The organism is Pseudogracilibacillus auburnensis (assembly GCF_003201975.1).
In the GTDB taxonomy this organism is placed as follows: Bacteria; Bacillota; Bacilli; order Bacillales; family Amphibacillaceae; genus Pseudogracilibacillus; species Pseudogracilibacillus auburnensis.
Map to the genome: position 1 here is coordinate 45,262 of NZ_QJJQ01000017.1, position 16,336 is coordinate 61,597.

Annotated in this window: 16 protein-coding genes; 7 read left to right on the top strand and 9 right to left on the bottom strand. The window is 37.7% G+C overall.

Annotated features, from left to right (window positions below; all coding sequences use genetic code 11):
* The first annotated feature begins 40 nt into the window (after positions 1 to 40).
* Positions 41 to 244 carry a hypothetical protein gene (locus DFR56_RS18800; protein WP_110396995.1) on the top strand — a complete coding sequence of 68 codons (204 nt, stop codon included), beginning with the start codon at positions 41 to 43 and terminating at the stop codon, positions 242 to 244.
* A gap of 46 nt (positions 245 to 290) precedes the next feature.
* Here the strand turns inward: DFR56_RS18800 and DFR56_RS18805 are convergent, their stop codons facing one another.
* Both DFR56_RS18805 and DFR56_RS18810 read right to left on the bottom strand, forming a co-directional pair.
* Positions 291 to 722 (bottom strand): branched-chain amino acid ABC transporter substrate-binding protein, encoded by a 432-nt coding sequence (locus DFR56_RS18805; RefSeq protein WP_110396996.1) that lies wholly within the window; start codon positions 720 to 722, stop codon positions 291 to 293.
* Positions 723 to 1,023: 301 nt separating this feature from the next.
* Complete coding sequence (locus tag DFR56_RS18810; RefSeq protein ID WP_110396997.1) at positions 1,024 to 1,224, bottom strand: helix-turn-helix transcriptional regulator; 201 nt, start codon at positions 1,222 to 1,224, stop codon at positions 1,024 to 1,026.
* Positions 1,225 to 1,599: 375 nt separating this feature from the next.
* Between DFR56_RS18810 and DFR56_RS18815 the strand changes: the two genes are divergently transcribed.
* Positions 1,600 to 1,884, top strand: a complete 285-nt coding sequence (locus DFR56_RS18815) for a hypothetical protein (protein WP_110396998.1) — start codon at positions 1,600 to 1,602, stop codon at positions 1,882 to 1,884.
* A 47-nt stretch (positions 1,885 to 1,931) separates the two neighbouring features.
* Here the strand turns inward: DFR56_RS18815 and DFR56_RS18820 are convergent, their stop codons facing one another.
* The 4 genes from DFR56_RS18820 to betB form a co-directional block, all read right to left on the bottom strand.
* On the bottom strand, positions 1,932 to 3,290 hold the full coding sequence (locus tag DFR56_RS18820; RefSeq protein WP_110396999.1) for an FAD-binding oxidoreductase: 1,359 nt from the start codon (positions 3,288 to 3,290) through the stop codon (positions 1,932 to 1,934).
* Positions 3,291 to 3,471: 181 nt separating this feature from the next.
* The gene (locus tag DFR56_RS18825; protein WP_110397000.1) at positions 3,472 to 4,557 is read right to left on the bottom strand and encodes an NAD(P)H-dependent flavin oxidoreductase; all 1,086 of its coding nucleotides are present in this window, start codon (positions 4,555 to 4,557) and stop codon (positions 3,472 to 3,474) included.
* Between the two features lie 102 nt (positions 4,558 to 4,659).
* Complete coding sequence (locus DFR56_RS18830) at positions 4,660 to 5,868, bottom strand: choline dehydrogenase (protein WP_110397001.1); 1,209 nt, start codon at positions 5,866 to 5,868, stop codon at positions 4,660 to 4,662.
* Between the two features lie 24 nt (positions 5,869 to 5,892).
* On the bottom strand, positions 5,893 to 7,377 hold the full coding sequence (betB, locus tag DFR56_RS18835; RefSeq protein ID WP_110397002.1) for a betaine-aldehyde dehydrogenase: 1,485 nt from the start codon (positions 7,375 to 7,377) through the stop codon (positions 5,893 to 5,895).
* A gap of 196 nt (positions 7,378 to 7,573) precedes the next feature.
* Between betB and cudC the strand changes: the two genes are divergently transcribed.
* The 5 genes from cudC (at position 7,574) to DFR56_RS18860 (ending at position 12,861) form a co-directional block, all read left to right on the top strand.
* Positions 7,574 to 8,134, top strand: a complete 561-nt coding sequence (cudC, locus tag DFR56_RS18840) for a choline uptake/conversion transcriptional regulator CudC (RefSeq protein WP_110397003.1) — start codon at positions 7,574 to 7,576, stop codon at positions 8,132 to 8,134.
* 18 nt (positions 8,135 to 8,152) lie between these two features.
* On the top strand, positions 8,153 to 9,022 hold the full coding sequence (locus DFR56_RS18845) for a glycine betaine ABC transporter substrate-binding protein (protein WP_242694600.1): 870 nt from the start codon (positions 8,153 to 8,155) through the stop codon (positions 9,020 to 9,022).
* Positions 9,023 to 9,462: 440 nt separating this feature from the next.
* Positions 9,463 to 11,073, top strand: coding sequence for an FMN-binding glutamate synthase family protein (locus tag DFR56_RS18850; protein WP_110397005.1), 1,611 nt, complete (start codon positions 9,463 to 9,465; stop codon positions 11,071 to 11,073).
* Between the two features lie 112 nt (positions 11,074 to 11,185).
* Entirely contained in the window at positions 11,186 to 12,199 is a 1,014-nt protein-coding gene (locus tag DFR56_RS18855; protein WP_110397006.1) for a methionine ABC transporter ATP-binding protein, read from the top strand.
* Positions 12,199 to 12,861, top strand: a complete 663-nt coding sequence (locus DFR56_RS18860) for a methionine ABC transporter permease (RefSeq protein ID WP_110397007.1) — start codon at positions 12,199 to 12,201, stop codon at positions 12,859 to 12,861. The genes DFR56_RS18855 and DFR56_RS18860 overlap by 1 nt, the downstream gene beginning before the upstream one ends.
* 45 nt (positions 12,862 to 12,906) lie before the next feature.
* Here the strand turns inward: DFR56_RS18860 and DFR56_RS18865 are convergent, their stop codons facing one another.
* The 3 genes from DFR56_RS18865 to DFR56_RS18875 form a co-directional block, all read right to left on the bottom strand.
* Positions 12,907 to 13,734 (bottom strand): MetQ/NlpA family ABC transporter substrate-binding protein, encoded by an 828-nt coding sequence (locus DFR56_RS18865; RefSeq protein WP_110397008.1) that lies wholly within the window; start codon positions 13,732 to 13,734, stop codon positions 12,907 to 12,909.
* A 1,245-nt stretch (positions 13,735 to 14,979) separates the two neighbouring features.
* Entirely contained in the window at positions 14,980 to 16,008 is a 1,029-nt protein-coding gene (gene splB / locus DFR56_RS18870; protein ID WP_110397009.1) for a spore photoproduct lyase, read from the bottom strand.
* Positions 16,001 to 16,246 (bottom strand): transcriptional regulator SplA domain-containing protein, encoded by a 246-nt coding sequence (locus DFR56_RS18875; RefSeq protein WP_110397010.1) that lies wholly within the window; start codon positions 16,244 to 16,246, stop codon positions 16,001 to 16,003. Before DFR56_RS18875 ends, splB begins: the two co-directional genes overlap by 8 nt.
* Between the last annotated feature and the right edge of the window lie 90 nt (positions 16,247 to 16,336).

The window sequence follows — 16,336 nt, forward strand, 5'->3', positions numbered from 1 at the left end:
AACAAGAATACCATTAACATATAGGGAAGATATAAAAACCGTGAAATCGACAGGTACAATACTTTTTATCATAGGATTAATCATGTTTACTATCGGCGTCTACTTATCTGGTGTCTACTACTATTCTGCAAAGTTTGTTCTAATTGGTTGTATTCTTGCAATTGGTGGTGGGATGCTTGGATGGAGTACATACTTTTTATCATCGGTACGTAACTTAAGCTCTCTCGATAAAGATGGAAAATAAAACGCCATCATCTTAAGATACTATAAATAAACTACTAAGCGCTTGCCTATTCATCCAAATCTTGTTTACGTTTTTTTTGAATAAAATATAAAATGGAAAACGAGAACAAAAAACAAACGGATAAGATGCCCCCAGCAATGATCGCTTCCATCACAGACCGATCAGGTGATAAAAACAAATACAAAAATGTCATCCCAACGCCGATTAAGGCTGAGATAAATAATATTTTAGGATAAGAATTTAGAACTGATTTTTTCTTTGGCTCGAAATACTCAAGAGATATGGGCATACTCATCACATTTAATACGAGTACCGTTACAATGAGTACAAAAAATAATGGTGATCCAAAAACAGCTTTCCCATCGATGAAATCCTTGACTAAAATAATCGAAATTCCTATTGTTTGAACCAAAAATGCAACTCGAATAATTTTGAGGTTTTTTATCATTAATCGTTCATCTTTTATTTTTTTTAACAAATCATTCACTCCTTTTAATCTTAGAAAACTTGGCATTCGCTTAAGAAAACACACTGACTGACGAGCCGTTGGGCGATGACAAAGGTGATGTTGCACTTACGACGCATAGGACGTGCTAGTGCAAATCTTTACGTTGGGACGAGTAATCGCAGTCCCGGGCGTTGCCACACGACGTGGTGTTCTTAGCCAGCGTACGACTTGTTATAGCGGGTAGCTAGTTTATGACGAAAGAAAAAACACCGATTGGAAAGCCGTTGGGCGATATCAGAGATGATGTTGCGCTTATGTAGTAAGAAAGGATTTATTCTTTCTTATCTACCCAAAATAGTTCATCTAACGTTTTGTTTACCGTGTAGCATATTTGTAAACATAACTTTAATGATGGGTTATATTTACCCTTTTCGATCAGGCTAATCGTTTGCCGGGTAACTCCAGTCCTCATTGCTAGCTCTGCCTGCGTTAAGTTCGCTTCCACCCTGGCAAGTTTAACTTTATTTTTCACTCCTATGAACCCCTTCCACTTATTAATGTAACATATATATTGAATTATGTAAAATATATATTACTTATTGTTTAATAAAAAACTTTAGTAAATGCACTGATCGCTTCATATTTTAATTTAAGCTTTTTCAGTGGCTTTACGGAGCTCGAGGGTCGATACAACCGCCACGTTCTGGGACGTCTCATTCTCTTGTCCAACTAAATGCTTTTGTGACGTCATCTACATTGGTAAAATCCTGTACACGAGTATACCCGCGGAATGAGGAGTTTACTCAGATGCAAGCTAAATAATCGATACGAATAAAATCTAAAATAAAAATAAAATAAATAGAATATGGCATCATTTATGGTAAAATTTCTTTAGGAAGGTGAGGGCATGTTATCACTATTACTCGATATATTATTTAATATGATTTTACCATATCGAACGAATATTTCAGAAGACGAAATTTGTGAAAATATGAAAGTATTGAAGAAAAATAAGTGGTTTCAAAACATATTAAGGAATGAAAAATATAGACAGTTTATTATTCATGATCGGGAAATTCGTAATCTCATTGGAAAATTCAATCATGATAAATTACAAAAGAACCTTTTTCACCAGAAATACGAACGGAAGTTAATGGCGGCATTAAACCGGAAAAAAATTGTCTATTATTGAAAAAAGTTTAGTGAACCGGCTCACTAAACTTTTTTCATGCTCTGCATTTATGATTCAAAGATCTTTCCGGGGTTTAATAAATAATCTGGGTCTAATAATTGCTTAAAGCTTTTCATCACATCAACTGCTACTCCATGTTCAGCTTGCTGATATTTCATTTTGCCAATTCCAACACCATGCTCACCCGTACATGTTCCACCAACATCAATTGCTTTTAAAACGAGTTTATCATTCATCCGTTCCGCTTTTTTTCTCTCTTCTTCATTATTGGCGTCAAATAAAGACAATGTATGGAAATTCCCATCACCAACATGACCTAAAATTCCACCATGTAAACCTGTTTCCTCGATTAATTCTCTAGCATAATGAACTAAATCAGGCAGTTTTGAAATTGGTACACAAATGTCTGTTCCGTAAAATCGTTTTCCTTTTTGATGCCTAAATGCATAGGCCATTTCATGACGTGCTTTCCATATTTCGTTTCTTTCTTTTGTATTTGTCGCTACACTCCAATGATCACAACCTGCATCTTCCATTAATTCTTTCGCAAGTTCAGCTTGTGCTTTTGCAGCAGATGTTGCCCCCGCAAATTCAAAAAACAACGAATGCTTAACAGGAAATGAATAATTTCCATAAGCATTTACTTGCTTGATGCTTGAAGCGTCGACAAGCTCCATTCGCATCACCGGAATATCGCTCGCTAATATAAGATAAGCTCCTTTTGCACATTCTTCCAATGTTGGAAATGTACATCTTGTTGCAATAATATGTTCAGGTATTCCATGCAATTTTAAAGTAATTTCAGTGAAAATTCCAAGTGTTCCTTCCGACCCTGTAAAAAGGCCTGTTAAGTGATATCCTGATGATGACTTTTTTGCTCTAGTTCCAGTATGAATGACTCTTCCATCAGCCAATACAATTTCCAAATCTAAAATATTATCACGCATGGATCCATAGCGAACGGCAGTCGTCCCACTTGCATTCGTAGCTACCATTCCACCAATCGTTGCATCTGCACCGGGATCGATCGGGAAATGCAATCCATGTTTATTAATCTGTTCATTTAACTGAATCCGAGTGATACCCGGCTCGACAGTTATCGTCATATCTTCTGGAGAAAAATCGATTACTCGATTCATACGCTCAAAATTAATTGAAATTCCTTTCTTTAATGGGATAACTTGCCCTTCTAGCCCCGATCCAACTCCAAAAGGTGTAACAGGTATATGGAGTTCACGAGCAATAGCCATAATGGTTTCTACATCTTTTCTCGTCTCGGGAAAACAAATGACATCAGGTTGTACTGCTTCATGTGCAGACTCATCATGACTGTGTCGATATCGTTCCGCTTCGGATATACTTACTTTTTCAGCACCGAGCTTTTCTTTTAAACGTTCTACAATCATTTGCAAAAATCTCCTTTAATCAATAACTGGATATAAAGAACCCTTCTAGCAAAAGCGCTATTTGGCTAAAAAAAATTCATTTCATATTCCCTTTCTCTTATAAGAGTACCATAAAATACGTGGACTATTAATGATAAGATTGATGAAATGAGCTAATAGTAAAAAAGCAAAATTGATCGTGCTACAACCTAACGTCTAGTTTATTCAGTACATTTTCCGCTTCAGTTATCGTATGTTCCATTAATTGTTGAACTGTTTGTTTTTTAGCGATTCTTGGACTTTGACCAGACCAAAGTGACATACATTCCTTATCGTTCTCTTTACTGGCAGCTTTACGAATCAATTGTGTTAATGTATTTTGGATGGGAAATTGCGGAAAAGAATCTTCATGTTCTTTCATTCGCTGGATAAATTCATTTTTAATTCCGCGTGCATATTTTCCAGAAAAAGAGCGAGTGAGGATCGTTTCATCTTCTTTTCTTTGTAAGATTTCCTCTTTATGTACATTATGTGCTCCACTTTCCTTTGTCGTTAAAAACGCTGTACCCATTTGAACAGCCTTTGCACCTAGGGCGAAAGCAGCAACGAGCCCACGCCCATCCATGATCCCTCCTGCAGCAATAACAGGAATTGTTACATGATCGACCACCTGCGGAATTAGTGACATTAAACCGATCATGCTTTCTTCTGTCTCGTTGATGAAATTTCCACGATGACCGCCTGCTTCACTTCCCTGAACGACAACTATATCCATTCCGAGCCGCTCTATTTCAATTGCCTCGTCCACCGTTGTCGCTGTGCCAATAATAATAATTCCGTTTTGTTTTAATTTTTTTATCATTGATTCTTTCGGCACTCCAAATGTAAAGGAGCAAACTGGTACTCGTGCTTCTATAATGACTTGGATTTGTTCACGAAAATTGTTTGCCATTGTTTCTGTCGTTGGTAGGGTTGTCGTTTCTTCTTTGATTAGTAATGATTCATGAAAAAGGTGTAATATTTCTTTCGCATCGTTTACTTCAGTCTTGTTTACAAGAAACTCATTTGGCACAAAAAGATTTACTCCAAAACTTTTCGTCTTTTTTTGGATTTCCTTCAACTGACTCTTCAATTGATCTCCACTCATATACCCAGCTCCAACCATTCCAAGTCCACCATGTTTAGAGGATGCAACAACTAGTTCTGTCGTCGTTACCCCACCAGCCATCGGCGCTTGAATAATTGGGTATTCTATCTTCAACAATGTTGTAAGTTCATTTTTCAACATAAGACCACCCCTTTTTGACGTTACTTTATATTTATTGTAGCTGTAATGATTGCCTTCAACAAATAAAAAAGAGAGATCCATATAGAATCTCCCTGACATAAATTAGATCGTTTTTGGTACTAGATTAAAACATCTTTTATAAATCCACTCATAATCTTTCAATGTTAAATCTCTTGGATTGCCGATTGTTTGTGGGTCTTTTAACGCTTCTTCCGATAATCTTTCAATCAGATCTTTCGAAACTCCTTGCTCTTCTAAACTAGGAATATTTAAGTCTGACACAAGCTCATATACTTCATTTACCGCCGCTTTTGCTGCTTCTTCTGTCGACATATTAAAGGTGTTAACTCCGAGCGCTTGTGCGATACGAGCAAATTTTGCTGGATGTCCTTTCCAATTGTACTCCATTACCGGTCCCATCATTGCTGCAACACATTGACCGTGAGCAACTGGAATGATGCCTCCCAATGTTTGCGACATTGCATGTGCTGCGCCAGCCGATTCACTACCATAAGATAATCCTGCGAGCATCGCTGCTTGTGCCATGCCATAACGAGCTTCTAAATCTCCTCCATCTGCGTAAGCACGGCGAATGTATTTTGCGACATATTCAATTGCAAGTAGAGCAACCGCATCTGTTACAGGCTGTGCGTAATGCATCGTGTAACATTCTATCGCATGTGCTAACGCATCGATACCAGTCATTGCTGTTACATGAGGTGGCATTGACTTATGAAGTTCTGGATCAATAATCGTTAAATGAGCAGCGATAAGTGGTCCACCTGTATTAAATTTATACTCGCGTTCTTCATCTGTAATAACGGCCCACTGTGTTACTTCCGATCCAGTACCTGCTGTTGTTGGAATCGTCGTTAAAGGAGGAATTCTATTTTCAAGTGGTTTCTTTCCTTCTGCCGCTTCATATTCTAAGACAGATCCATTGTGGGCAATTTCAACCCCAATTCCCTTTGCCGTATCCATTGAACTCCCACCACCAACTGCAATGAGTCCATCACAATTTGTATCCTTATACAGTGCTGAGCCTGCTGCCACAGATCGTACTGGTGGGTTGGGTTCTACTTTGTTAAACAAAACGATATCGATACCAGCTTCTTTTAATGCATTTTCTACTGGCTTTGTAACACCCGCTTCATATATTCCTGGATCTGTCACTAATAATACCTTTGTGACACCTAAATTCTTTACTTCTTCCCCAACATATTTCACTGCACCAATCCCATGCTTAATTGCTGTTGGTACTTCAAACTGTTGAAATGTACACATATGCTCCACTTTCATCTTTAATCCCATTGTTATTCCTCCCATAAAACATTTCTATCTATCTTCTGTTCCAAACCAATTCATAGCTTCCGGCTGTAAATTATGGAAAACATGTTTTTGCTCTTGATATTCTTGAAGTCCTGTTTTACCTAATTCACGTCCAAATCCAGACTGCTTAAAACCACCCCATGGCGCTTGTGGGAAGTAGATATTAAAATCATTAATCCAAACAGTTCCCATACGCATTTTTGCTACACAACGCTCCGCTTTTGCTAGATCTTGTGTCCAAACTCCACCTGAAAGCCCATATGGAGAATCATTTGCTAAAATAATTGCTTCTTCTTCTGTCGAAAACTTTTCTACCGTAATGACTGGACCAAACCCTTCATTTTGGACAACGGACATATTAGTTGTACAGTCCGTTAAAACTGTCGGTAAGTAAAAGAAGCCTGCTTTTAATTCTTCTGATTCAGGTTGCCTTCCACCAATAGCAACAGTAGCGCCCTCTTCAATACCATCTTTAACATATGAAATTACTTTTTGTAGATGTTCTTTTGAAATAAGTGGCCCCATTTCTGTTGATTCTTCAAAACCATTTCCCAATCTTATATTTTTCACTCGCCTAACTAGTGCATCGATAAATGTATCATGAATACTTTCTTCAACAATGATTCTCGTGCCAGCTGAACAAATTTGCCCTGCATGAAAAAAAACAGCGTTCATCGCTTGATCAACAGCGGTATTAAAGTCTGCATCAGCAAAAATAATATTCGGATTTTTCCCACCAAGCTCTAAAGCAACTTTTTTAACATTACTACTTGCTGCTTGCATGATTTTCTTTCCCGTTTCTAATCCACCTGTAAATGAAACGAGATCGACATCCGTATGAACTGATAATTCAGCACCAACTGTATGACCAGGGCCGAGTACAAGATTTACTACTCCTTTTGGTACACCCGCTTCCTCCATTAATTCAAACACTTTTATCGTTGTCAGTGGTGTAATTTCACTTGGCTTCATGACAAGAGTGTTTCCAGCGACAAGTGCCGGTGCTAATTTCCATGAAGCTTGTAAGAGTGGGTAATTCCATGGAGTAATTTGAGCACAAACACCAACCGGTTCATATACGACTTTACTAACAGAGTTTGGGACTTGTGAGTCAATTATTTCCTCACATTTTTGCTGAGCAAGGTCTGCATAATAATGAAATACACATGCAATATCATCCATATCCCAACGGCTTTCTTCTAATGTTTTTCCTGTATTTAATGTTTCAAGTGTCGCAAGTTCTTCTTTATCACGTTCGATAAGCTCGGCAATTTTTCTAACAATTTTTCCTCGCTCTAATGATGACATATATGCCCAATCTCCGTAATCAAATGCTTTTCTTGCTGCTGCCACGGCTGTTTTGGCATCTGTTTCATTACTTTCAGTCACTTGTGCAATGCTCTTTTGATTAAAGGGATTAATAATTTCCCTACTATTTTTTGCATTCGAATAAACCCATTTGCCATCAATAAATTGTTTTTTGATGTCCAAATGAACCTCCCCCACTTCATTTAATTTGTTAAGAAAAAATTTAACATTCTGAACGTTATTAACATAACATAAAGGAAAATAGTTGTCAAAACTACAAAAAATCTTCTTTATTCATTTGACATATCTTTAATATACGATAAGATTAAAAATGTTAAGAAAAAATTTAATTTAACTAATGAACAATAGAGGTGTACAAATGAACCTTTCTCAAAATGATCAAGCGTTGGAAACCATTGAAGAAGCGGAAAACATCGTGATCAATGCGATTTCAGAAACAATGGATCTCTACGGTGTTACTCCTTCAACGGGTCAACTATATGCAACGATGTATTTTAAAGAGGAAATGACATTAGATGAGATGCGTGATGAACTTGGGATGAGTAAACCAAGTATGAGTACAGGAGTTAGAAAATTACAAGAAATCGAAATGGTAAAGAAAGTGTTTCAGCGTGGATCAAGAAAACATAATTATATTGCCGAAAAGGATTTTTTTCATTCATTTATCTCGTATTTTTGCCAAATGTGGGATCGAGAAGCAAATACGAATATGGCTGCAATTAGACAAGCACAAATCCTGTTAAATGAAGTAATCAAGGATTCATCTGTTTCTTCCATTATTCGTGAAGATGCAGAAAAAAAAGCACGTTTACTCGAAGATTCCAAAAAGTATTATCGTTGGCTAAAGCGATTAGTGAAAAGTATCCGAAGTGGTGAAATATACGAATTTTTACCGAAAGATCCACCAGAAACCAACTAAATTTCTATGGAGGATTTTATGAGATTTAAATATTTGATGATAATAGTATTAAGTTTTTCCGTCCTCATTTCTGCGTGTGGCGGTAAAAAGGAAGATGAAACAAAAGATACGGATGTAAGAGTAATTGAAATGGGGCAAATAAATTGGGCCGAAAACATAGCTGTGTCAAATATGTGGAAAGTTATCTTAGAGGACAAAGGATATGAAGTTAACTTTAATGTCCTTGATATAGGTACCACAATGGCAGCACTTGCAAACAATGAACTCGATGTTGGCTTAGAAGTATGGTTACCAGTTCAAGATGCTAATTACTTAGAACAATACAAAGAGGAGATTCATTTTTCAGATGAAACATGGTACGATAATGCAAAAGTAGGCTTAGTTGTTCCAAGCTATGTGGAAGAAGTAAATAGCATTGAAGATTTAAATGATTATCAAGCATTATTTGAAAGCGTCATTGTCGGGTTTGACCCAGGGGCAGGAACAATGGAGGTAACGGAAGACTTAATTGCTGCGTATGACTTACATTACGAATTACTTCCTAGCTCAGAACCGGCAATGGTGACAGAAATTAAGGAAGCAATTGATCAAGGAGACCCGATCGTTGCTCCTCTCTGGAGTCCACATCGGATATTTTCAGAAGTCGATTTAAAGTACTTGGAAGATCCGAAAGAAGTATATGGTGGAGTAGAAAAAATTCACCATGCTACACGTCATGGGTTTGCAGAAGATTTTCCTGAAGTCGATCGTTGGTTAAAAAATTGGAAGATGGACGATGATCAAATCGGGGCATTGATGAGCTATGTTGCAGATGCTGACGATCCGATCGAAGGTGCAAAACAGTGGGTAGAAGAAAATGAAGATACGATAAATGAATGGTTAGATTAAAAGTCGAGGTAAATTCCCCTCGGCTTTTTTCTTATAAAAAGACTTGGTTCAGTATGAAGTTTCGACACACAGGACTCGCTAGGGTAAACATTGCGACAATGATTGTCGACGGGACGAGTAACTGCAGTCCCATTCCCAAGACGTCACGTCGTTCGTTTGCTTCATTTCTCCACCGAACCTTAGTCGTACTTATTTCCGAGTTTGGAAAATAAAGGAGGATTTATTTGCATAAATGCGCAACATCACTTCTTACTTCGCTCCTAGTTCGTCAGTCAGTGTGTTTGCTAGCGGCACTTACTCCCCTGCCTATAGAGGTGGGAGATCTGGTAACGCCGCGAAGATAAACGAATCTTCCCCACCGTTCCTTACATATCTTCCGTATAATTTATCCACATTCGAATATATTAATTTATAGGAATATACATGGGAGGAGGAACTATATGGAGTTAATCGCTAGTATGCTCATCATTATTGCAGTTATTCTTTTCATCTTCCTATTCTTAGCATTTACTTTTTTACTCCTTTATTTAGTTTTATTTGATCAAAGACAAAAAATGCATTCCATTCTACGAAACTACCCTGTACTCGGCAGGGTGCGTTATTTTTTAGAAAAAATCGGACCTGAATTAAGGCAATATTGGTTTAATAATGACACAGAGGGAAAGCCTTTTTCACGAGACGACTATGAACATATTGTCCGAAGTGCAAAGTATAAACGAGATGTCATCGGTTTTGGTTCGAAACGTGATTATGAAGAAGAAGGATATTATGTTCGCAATGAGATGTTTCCAAAATTAATAGAGGAACTAAATGTTGATGAAGATGTCATTGTGTTAACAAAAAAATATTTATTACTACGTGATCCACTATTTACACAACGAAAAGAAGTGTTGCAAGATGATAAATCGTTCGCTTATCTTTTAACAGATGAAGATGCTGTTGTAATCGGTCCAAATACGACACACCCTTTTGTAACGAAAGGACTGATCGGGATGTCGGCGATGAGTTATGGTGCTCTAGGCAAAAATGCGATAACTGCTTTATCGAAAGGGTTAGGGCTAGCACAAGGGACATGGATGAATACTGGGGAAGGTGGTCTAGCGCCATATCACCTTGAAGGAAATGTCGACATCATTATGCAAATTGGACCAGCCATGTTTGGTGTCCGTAATAAAGACGGTGAACTAGACAGAGAAGAACTAAAACGGAAAGGTGAAATCTCTCAAATTAAAGCTTTTGAAATAAAACTTGCCCAAGGTGCCAAAACGCGAGGTGGCCATATTGATGCCGAAAAAGTAAACCCTGAAATTGCAGAAATTCGTAGGGTTGAACCATATCGATCAATCGACAGTCCAAACCGGTTTCATCAATTCGATTCTATTCCGACCATGTTTGAATACATCGATCAAATTCGTGAAGTGACCGGAAAGCCTGTCGGCATTAAAATTGTCGTCGGTGGCACGGATAGTATCGCACCACTCGCTAAGTACATGAAAGAAACTGGGCAAGGACCTGACTTTATTTCAGTTGATGGTGGAGAAGGTGGGACAGGGGCTTCTTATCAAGAGCTAATTGATAGTGTTGGACTTCCGATTAGATCCGCCCTTCCTATACTTGATTTAACGTTAAAAAAATACGGGGTGCGAGAACGAGTAAAGATTATTGCATCCGCCAAGCTGTTTACTCCTGACCGGATTGCTATTGCACTCGCAATGGGGGCAGATCTTATCAATATAGCACGTGGCTTTATGATCTCTGTCGGTTGTATCCAAACATTGAAATGTCATGCAAACATTTGCCCTGTTGGTGTGGCCACAACTGATCCTAACTTACAAAAAGCACTTGTCATTGAAGAAAAAAAACACCGGGTCGCTAATTATTTAATTACGCTACGCCGGGGATTGTTTCGAATTTCTGCTGCCGCTGGTCTTGAATCCCCTGTTCAATTTGAGGCAAAACATATTATGTATAAAGATGATCATGGCGTTGTTTATCCTCTCGAACAAATTTTACACGAAATGGGTAAACAAATTGGCACAGATTCACTTTAATGAGTCAAGATGTACGTGCTTTTTTCCTCTTGCAATCTTTTCATCTCCAATGTATAGTAAATTTATATGAATTATTAATTTTATAGGTGAAAGTTTGTCAGGAGGAAATAAGTTGATTCAACTAGAACATGTTTCCAAAACATATAAACGGAATGGAACAGAAACAATAGCGTTAAACAATGTTAGTTTGCAAATCAATAAAGGAGATATTTTTGGTGTCATTGGGTTTAGTGGTGCAGGAAAAAGTACATTAATCCGGATGGTAAACTATTTAGAAAAGCCGACATCTGGAACGGTTTTGATCGATGGCAATGATGTAAGTGACTACACAATGCAGGAACTTAGAAAAACTCGGAAAAACATCGGGATGATTTTCCAACATTTTAATCTATTAAACTCGAAGACAATTTTTCATAATGTTGCCATTCCACTTATCTTAGCTAAAACAGATAAAAAAGTGATCAAAGAACGTGTGATGGAATTATTACAATTTGTCGGATTGGAAGAGAAGGCAACTAATTATCCAAATGAATTATCTGGAGGGCAAAAACAACGAATCGGGATTGCACGTGCACTTGCTTCCAATCCATCTATTTTATTATGTGATGAGGCTACATCTGCACTAGATCCACAAACGACCGATTCGATCTTACAATTGTTGCAAAAAATTAATCAAGCATACAATATTACAATCATGATTATTACGCACGAAATGAGTATTATTCAAAAGATTTGTAATCGTGTCGCTGTCATGGAAAAAGGTGAAATTATTGAGGAAGGCAATGTGCTAGAAGTGTTTGGAAATCCAAAACATTCTTCCACGAAAAATTTTGTTCGAACAGTTTTACAAGATGAAATTCCAGAAAATATTCGTAAAAAGATAAACGTGATTCCTGGAAGTAGACTATTTAAAATTGATTTTAATGATGAATCAAATGAGTTAATTAATGATATGATTCGCAATTTCGGTGTCACTGTTAACTTAATTTATGCGACGATGAACGAAATTAAAACGAATACGATCGGCCATATGGTCATTCAATTAATTGGAGCTTCAGCTACTGTAAATCAGGCTGTATCCTTTTTATCTACCAAAGAAATATATGTGAAGGAGTTGGCTTACTAATGTTTCAGACAACAGTTACAGTTGATCAATTCCTTCAAGCGATGGTGGATACTTTTTATATGGTAGGATTTTCTTTACTTGTTGGGTCGATCATCGGCATCCCGCTCGGAATTTTACTTGTCATTACGAGGCCGGGAGGAATTATCGAAAATAGTGTTTTTTTCAAAATGGTCAATCCAGTGATCAATATGGTTAGATCCTTACCTTTTATTATTTTATTAGTTGCGATTATTCCATTTACACGTCTCATTGTGCAAACATCAATCGGAACAGCGGCAGCTATCGTTCCGTTAATTATTTATGTATCACCATTTATTGCAAGACTTGTTGAAAACTCGATCTTAGAAGTCGATGATGGGATTATTGAAGCAGCTGAATCGATGGGTGCTACGCCAATGCAGACGATTTGGTACTTTCTCGTTCCTGAAGCAATGGGATCTCTTATTTTAAGCTTAACTACTGCTACCATTAGTTTACTTAGTGCCACAGCAATGGCTGGAGCTGTAGGTGGAGGCGGTATAGGTGATTTAGCAATCAGTTATGGGTATGAGCGTTTCGATTCCTTTATTATGCTCGTTACTGTCGTTGTATTAATCATTTTTGTGCAAGTTATTCAATCTGTTGGAAACTGGCTAGCCGCTAAAGTACGACGGGAAAATTAAGCTTTTTACATGCAAAAAATCCGTCCTGATGATGGACGGATTTTCTTATCTAATTTCTTCTGGAATAAACCAATAATCATCTTGATTATGCTCTTCCATATATGCTTTAAATTCATCTGATTCATAGGCAGCTTTTACAGCTTGCGCCCATTTGGTTTCTTTGTTTTTTTCATCAACAACAGCAACTAGTTCCAAATCTTTTAAAATATCTTCATGCAGTAGACTAGTCGATGCATCAAGCCCTGATGAATAAACGATACTTCCAGGGATCACACCATAATCAAGATCATTCAATGCTCTTGGAATTTGTGCGGAATCCATTTCTTGTATGTCTAAATTAAATTTGTTTTCAACAATATCATTTTGCGTCACTTTTACTAACTCAATATCTTCCTCTAATGTAATTAGTCCTGCTTTTTGTAAAATAGCATATGCTCTAGCCGCATTGGATGGATCTTTCGGAATCCCGATCACATCTCCTTCTTCAATATCATCAAGCGACTCTTTTCTACCCGGGAAAATCCCTGTCGGAACGGTAGGAATCGGAGTAATTTTCGTTAAACTTGCTCCTTTTTCACTATTAAAGTTTTTATAGTATGCAGTATGTTGGTCAACATTTAAATCAATCGATCCCTCATCAAGTGCTATATCTGCTTGAATTAATTCAGTAAAGTCAACCGTCTCAATCGTATATCCTTCATCCTCTAAAATTGGCTTAATTGCATCAATAAATAGTTCACTATACGGTCCTGGTGACGTTCCCACTTTTATCGTCGTTTTTTCTTCATCAGCATCACTAGATGCTTTATTACCGCATGCCGCTAAAAAAATCGTAAAGATCGTTAATATAATTAAAAGTCTTGAAGCTTTCATGTTGCATCTCCTCTGTATTCATTCTATTTCATACTTAACAACTTTGTTTTATATGAATTATTTACTATAATACAGAGAAAGCATTAAATTGTCAATACGAAAATTAGCTTTTCGCTTCCTTAATATATTCCCACTTAATAACCAAACACTTATCATACAACAAACTTGTTTGTGAATGTGTGGTACTGCGCAACTAAAGGGTGATTCAGCGTGCATGAGGTTGATTCGGGATAGTTCACACCCGATGAAACCACTGCGAGTCTTTTCTTGCGGATATCTAAAGAAGTTCATACCCGGTGGAAGGCACTACGGGTCTTTTCTTGCTGATTTCTAAAAAGTTCGCACCCGGTGGAAGGCACTACGGGTATCTTCTTGCGAAGTTCTAGAAAGTTCGCACCCGGTGGAAGGCACTATGGGTATCTTCTTGCGGAGTTCTAAAGAGTTCATACCCGGTGGAAGGCGCTACGGGTATCTTCTTGCGGAGTTCTAGAAAGTTCGCACCCGGTGAAAGGCGCTACGGGTCTCTTCTTGCGGAGTTCTAGAAAGTTCGCACCTGGTGGAAGGCGCTACGGGTTTCTTCTTGCGGAGTTCTAGAAAGTTCACCCGGTGGAAGGCGCTACGGGGCTCTTCTTGCGGATTTCTAAAGAGTTCGCACCCGGTGGAAGGCGCTACGGGTCTCTTCTTGCGAATTTCTAGAAATTTCGCACCCGATGGAAGGCACTGCGGGTCTCTTCTTGCGAATTTCTAGAAAGTTCGCACCCGGTGGAAGGCACTACGGGTATCTTCTTGCGGAGTTCTAGAAAGTTCGCACCCGGTGGAAGGCGCTACGGGTCTCTTCTTGCGGAGTTCTAGTAAGTTCATACCCGATGGAACCACTGCGAGTCTTTTCTTGCGGATATCTAAAGAGTTCACACCCGGTGGAAGGCACTACGGGTCTCTTCTTGCGGATTCCTAGATCAGAGCGAACGAGATTTATTCGGCGCAAAATACGGATTCAGTGCTATGACTAATTAATTCAAAATACGATGCTTAAATTGTTCTATTCCGTACCAAACCTCTATCAATCAAGAATACACATGGATTTTTTTCTATTTGTATAGCGATAATAATCGGATGAACTACCACAGTAATTAAGCAAGGAAAGGTAAGGTATAATTTTTCTTTACCTTGCTTATCACTAAGCCTTTAATGGCGATAACTAAATTTGTACAATACGGATAAAAAATTTATACTTCTGCATAAAGTTTACGTAAAATATTCAATCTTTGCTTCTGGAAAATAATGATGAATATAATTACCTAATGTATCTTTAATATCTTCTTGCTCCTGATCATGATAAACATATTTTCCGATGCCATATTTACCCCATTTCCATTTTCGTTTTGATTCATCGAGTTCAAGTTTTGTCATTGGGTAATTTTCTTGGATGACTCGCTTCGCAGGTTTGGTAAAACGGTGCTGGATCATCTCAAATGTTAAATCGTTTCTTGCAAAACTAGGTAGTACCCCATCTAATTTTTCAAACATTTCCTTGTATCCTTCTTTCCAGCCTTCATGTAGATAAATTGGGGCTACAATAAATCCAAGCGGAAATCCTGCTTCTGCTACTTTCACAGCCGCATCAATTCTTTCATGTAACCTTGAAGTACCTGGTTCAAAAAATTTTATGATATATTCGTCATTTATACTAAAACGAAAGCGAGTTTTTCCGTTGTGCTTGGCATCTAAAAGATGATCTACATGAGCAAATTTTGTCACAAAACGTAATTTCCCATGTTCAGATTCACCAAAAAATTCAATTGCTTTTTTTAAATGATGTGTAAGATGATCGATACCGACGATATCAGATGTACAAGAAGCTTCAAACCGAGTAATTTCAGGTGCTCGTTCTTCCATATACCGTTCTGCGGATGCAAAAATTTCATCGACATTTACGTAGGTGCGAATATATGGTTTTGAACCCATTGTTGTTTGTAAATAACAATAATGACAATGTCCCATACACCCTGTAGCAAGTGGAATTGCATATTCTGCAGACGGTTTTGATGTATCAAATGTAAGTGTTTTTCGAATGCCTATAACTAGGGTTGATTTAGCAATACGGTATTTTTGAAAATGATTTTCCCCAGGCAAGTTGCGAATTTGGTTATGGGATGTAGTCTCACGAATTTCTATATCCATTTTTCTAAATTTATGAATCAGCTTTTCTCCGAGTGGATACTCCAGTGCTTTTGGCTCCACATAAACAAGTTGGGGAATGAATGGTTTAACCATTATAGCCCTCTATTTCTGTTGAGCCAAATGCATCTTCATACGCTTGCTCAGCCTCTTCTTCGGACTTAAAAACAGCAAATTCTTCACTAAATGGATAATAATTCTCATGGGAAAACAAAGCTAATTCATTAGGATTCTCTGGATGTTGAACGACTGCTGCCTGTTGAACTTGGGCAACATCTTGTGCATGTGGATTTCGAATAATAACATACACTATTTCACCTGCTTGATAGTTCATTTCAATCACCTATATTTCCTGTTTCTTTTTATTATGAGTAAGTTGAGACCGAATTATGTCAACAATATACTTATAAGAATTGCTAACTTG

Bases quoted from the DNA above. Each gene is read 5' to 3' on its own strand.
- DFR56_RS18815 (WP_110396998.1), top strand. From the start codon at position 1,600: ATGTTATCACTATTACTCGATATATTATTTAATATGATTTTACCATAT.
- DFR56_RS18820 (WP_110396999.1), bottom strand. From the start codon at position 3,290: ATGATTGTAGAACGTTTAAAAGAAAAGCTCGGTGCTGAAAAAGTAAGT.
- DFR56_RS18825 (WP_110397000.1), bottom strand. From the start codon at position 4,557: ATGTTGAAAAATGAACTTACAACATTGTTGAAGATAGAATACCCAATT.
- DFR56_RS18830 (WP_110397001.1), bottom strand. From the start codon at position 5,868: ATGGGATTAAAGATGAAAGTGGAGCATATGTGTACATTTCAACAGTTT.
- cudC (WP_110397003.1), top strand. From the start codon at position 7,574: ATGAACCTTTCTCAAAATGATCAAGCGTTGGAAACCATTGAAGAAGCG.
- DFR56_RS18845 (WP_242694600.1), top strand. From the start codon at position 8,153: ATGAGATTTAAATATTTGATGATAATAGTATTAAGTTTTTCCGTCCTC.
- DFR56_RS18850 (WP_110397005.1), top strand. From the start codon at position 9,463: ATGGAGTTAATCGCTAGTATGCTCATCATTATTGCAGTTATTCTTTTC.
- DFR56_RS18860 (WP_110397007.1), top strand. From the start codon at position 12,199: ATGTTTCAGACAACAGTTACAGTTGATCAATTCCTTCAAGCGATGGTG.
- DFR56_RS18865 (WP_110397008.1), bottom strand. From the start codon at position 13,734: ATGAAAGCTTCAAGACTTTTAATTATATTAACGATCTTTACGATTTTT.
- splB (WP_110397009.1), bottom strand. From the start codon at position 16,008: ATGGTTAAACCATTCATTCCCCAACTTGTTTATGTGGAGCCAAAAGCA.
- DFR56_RS18875 (WP_110397010.1), bottom strand. From the start codon at position 16,246: ATGAACTATCAAGCAGGTGAAATAGTGTATGTTATTATTCGAAATCCA.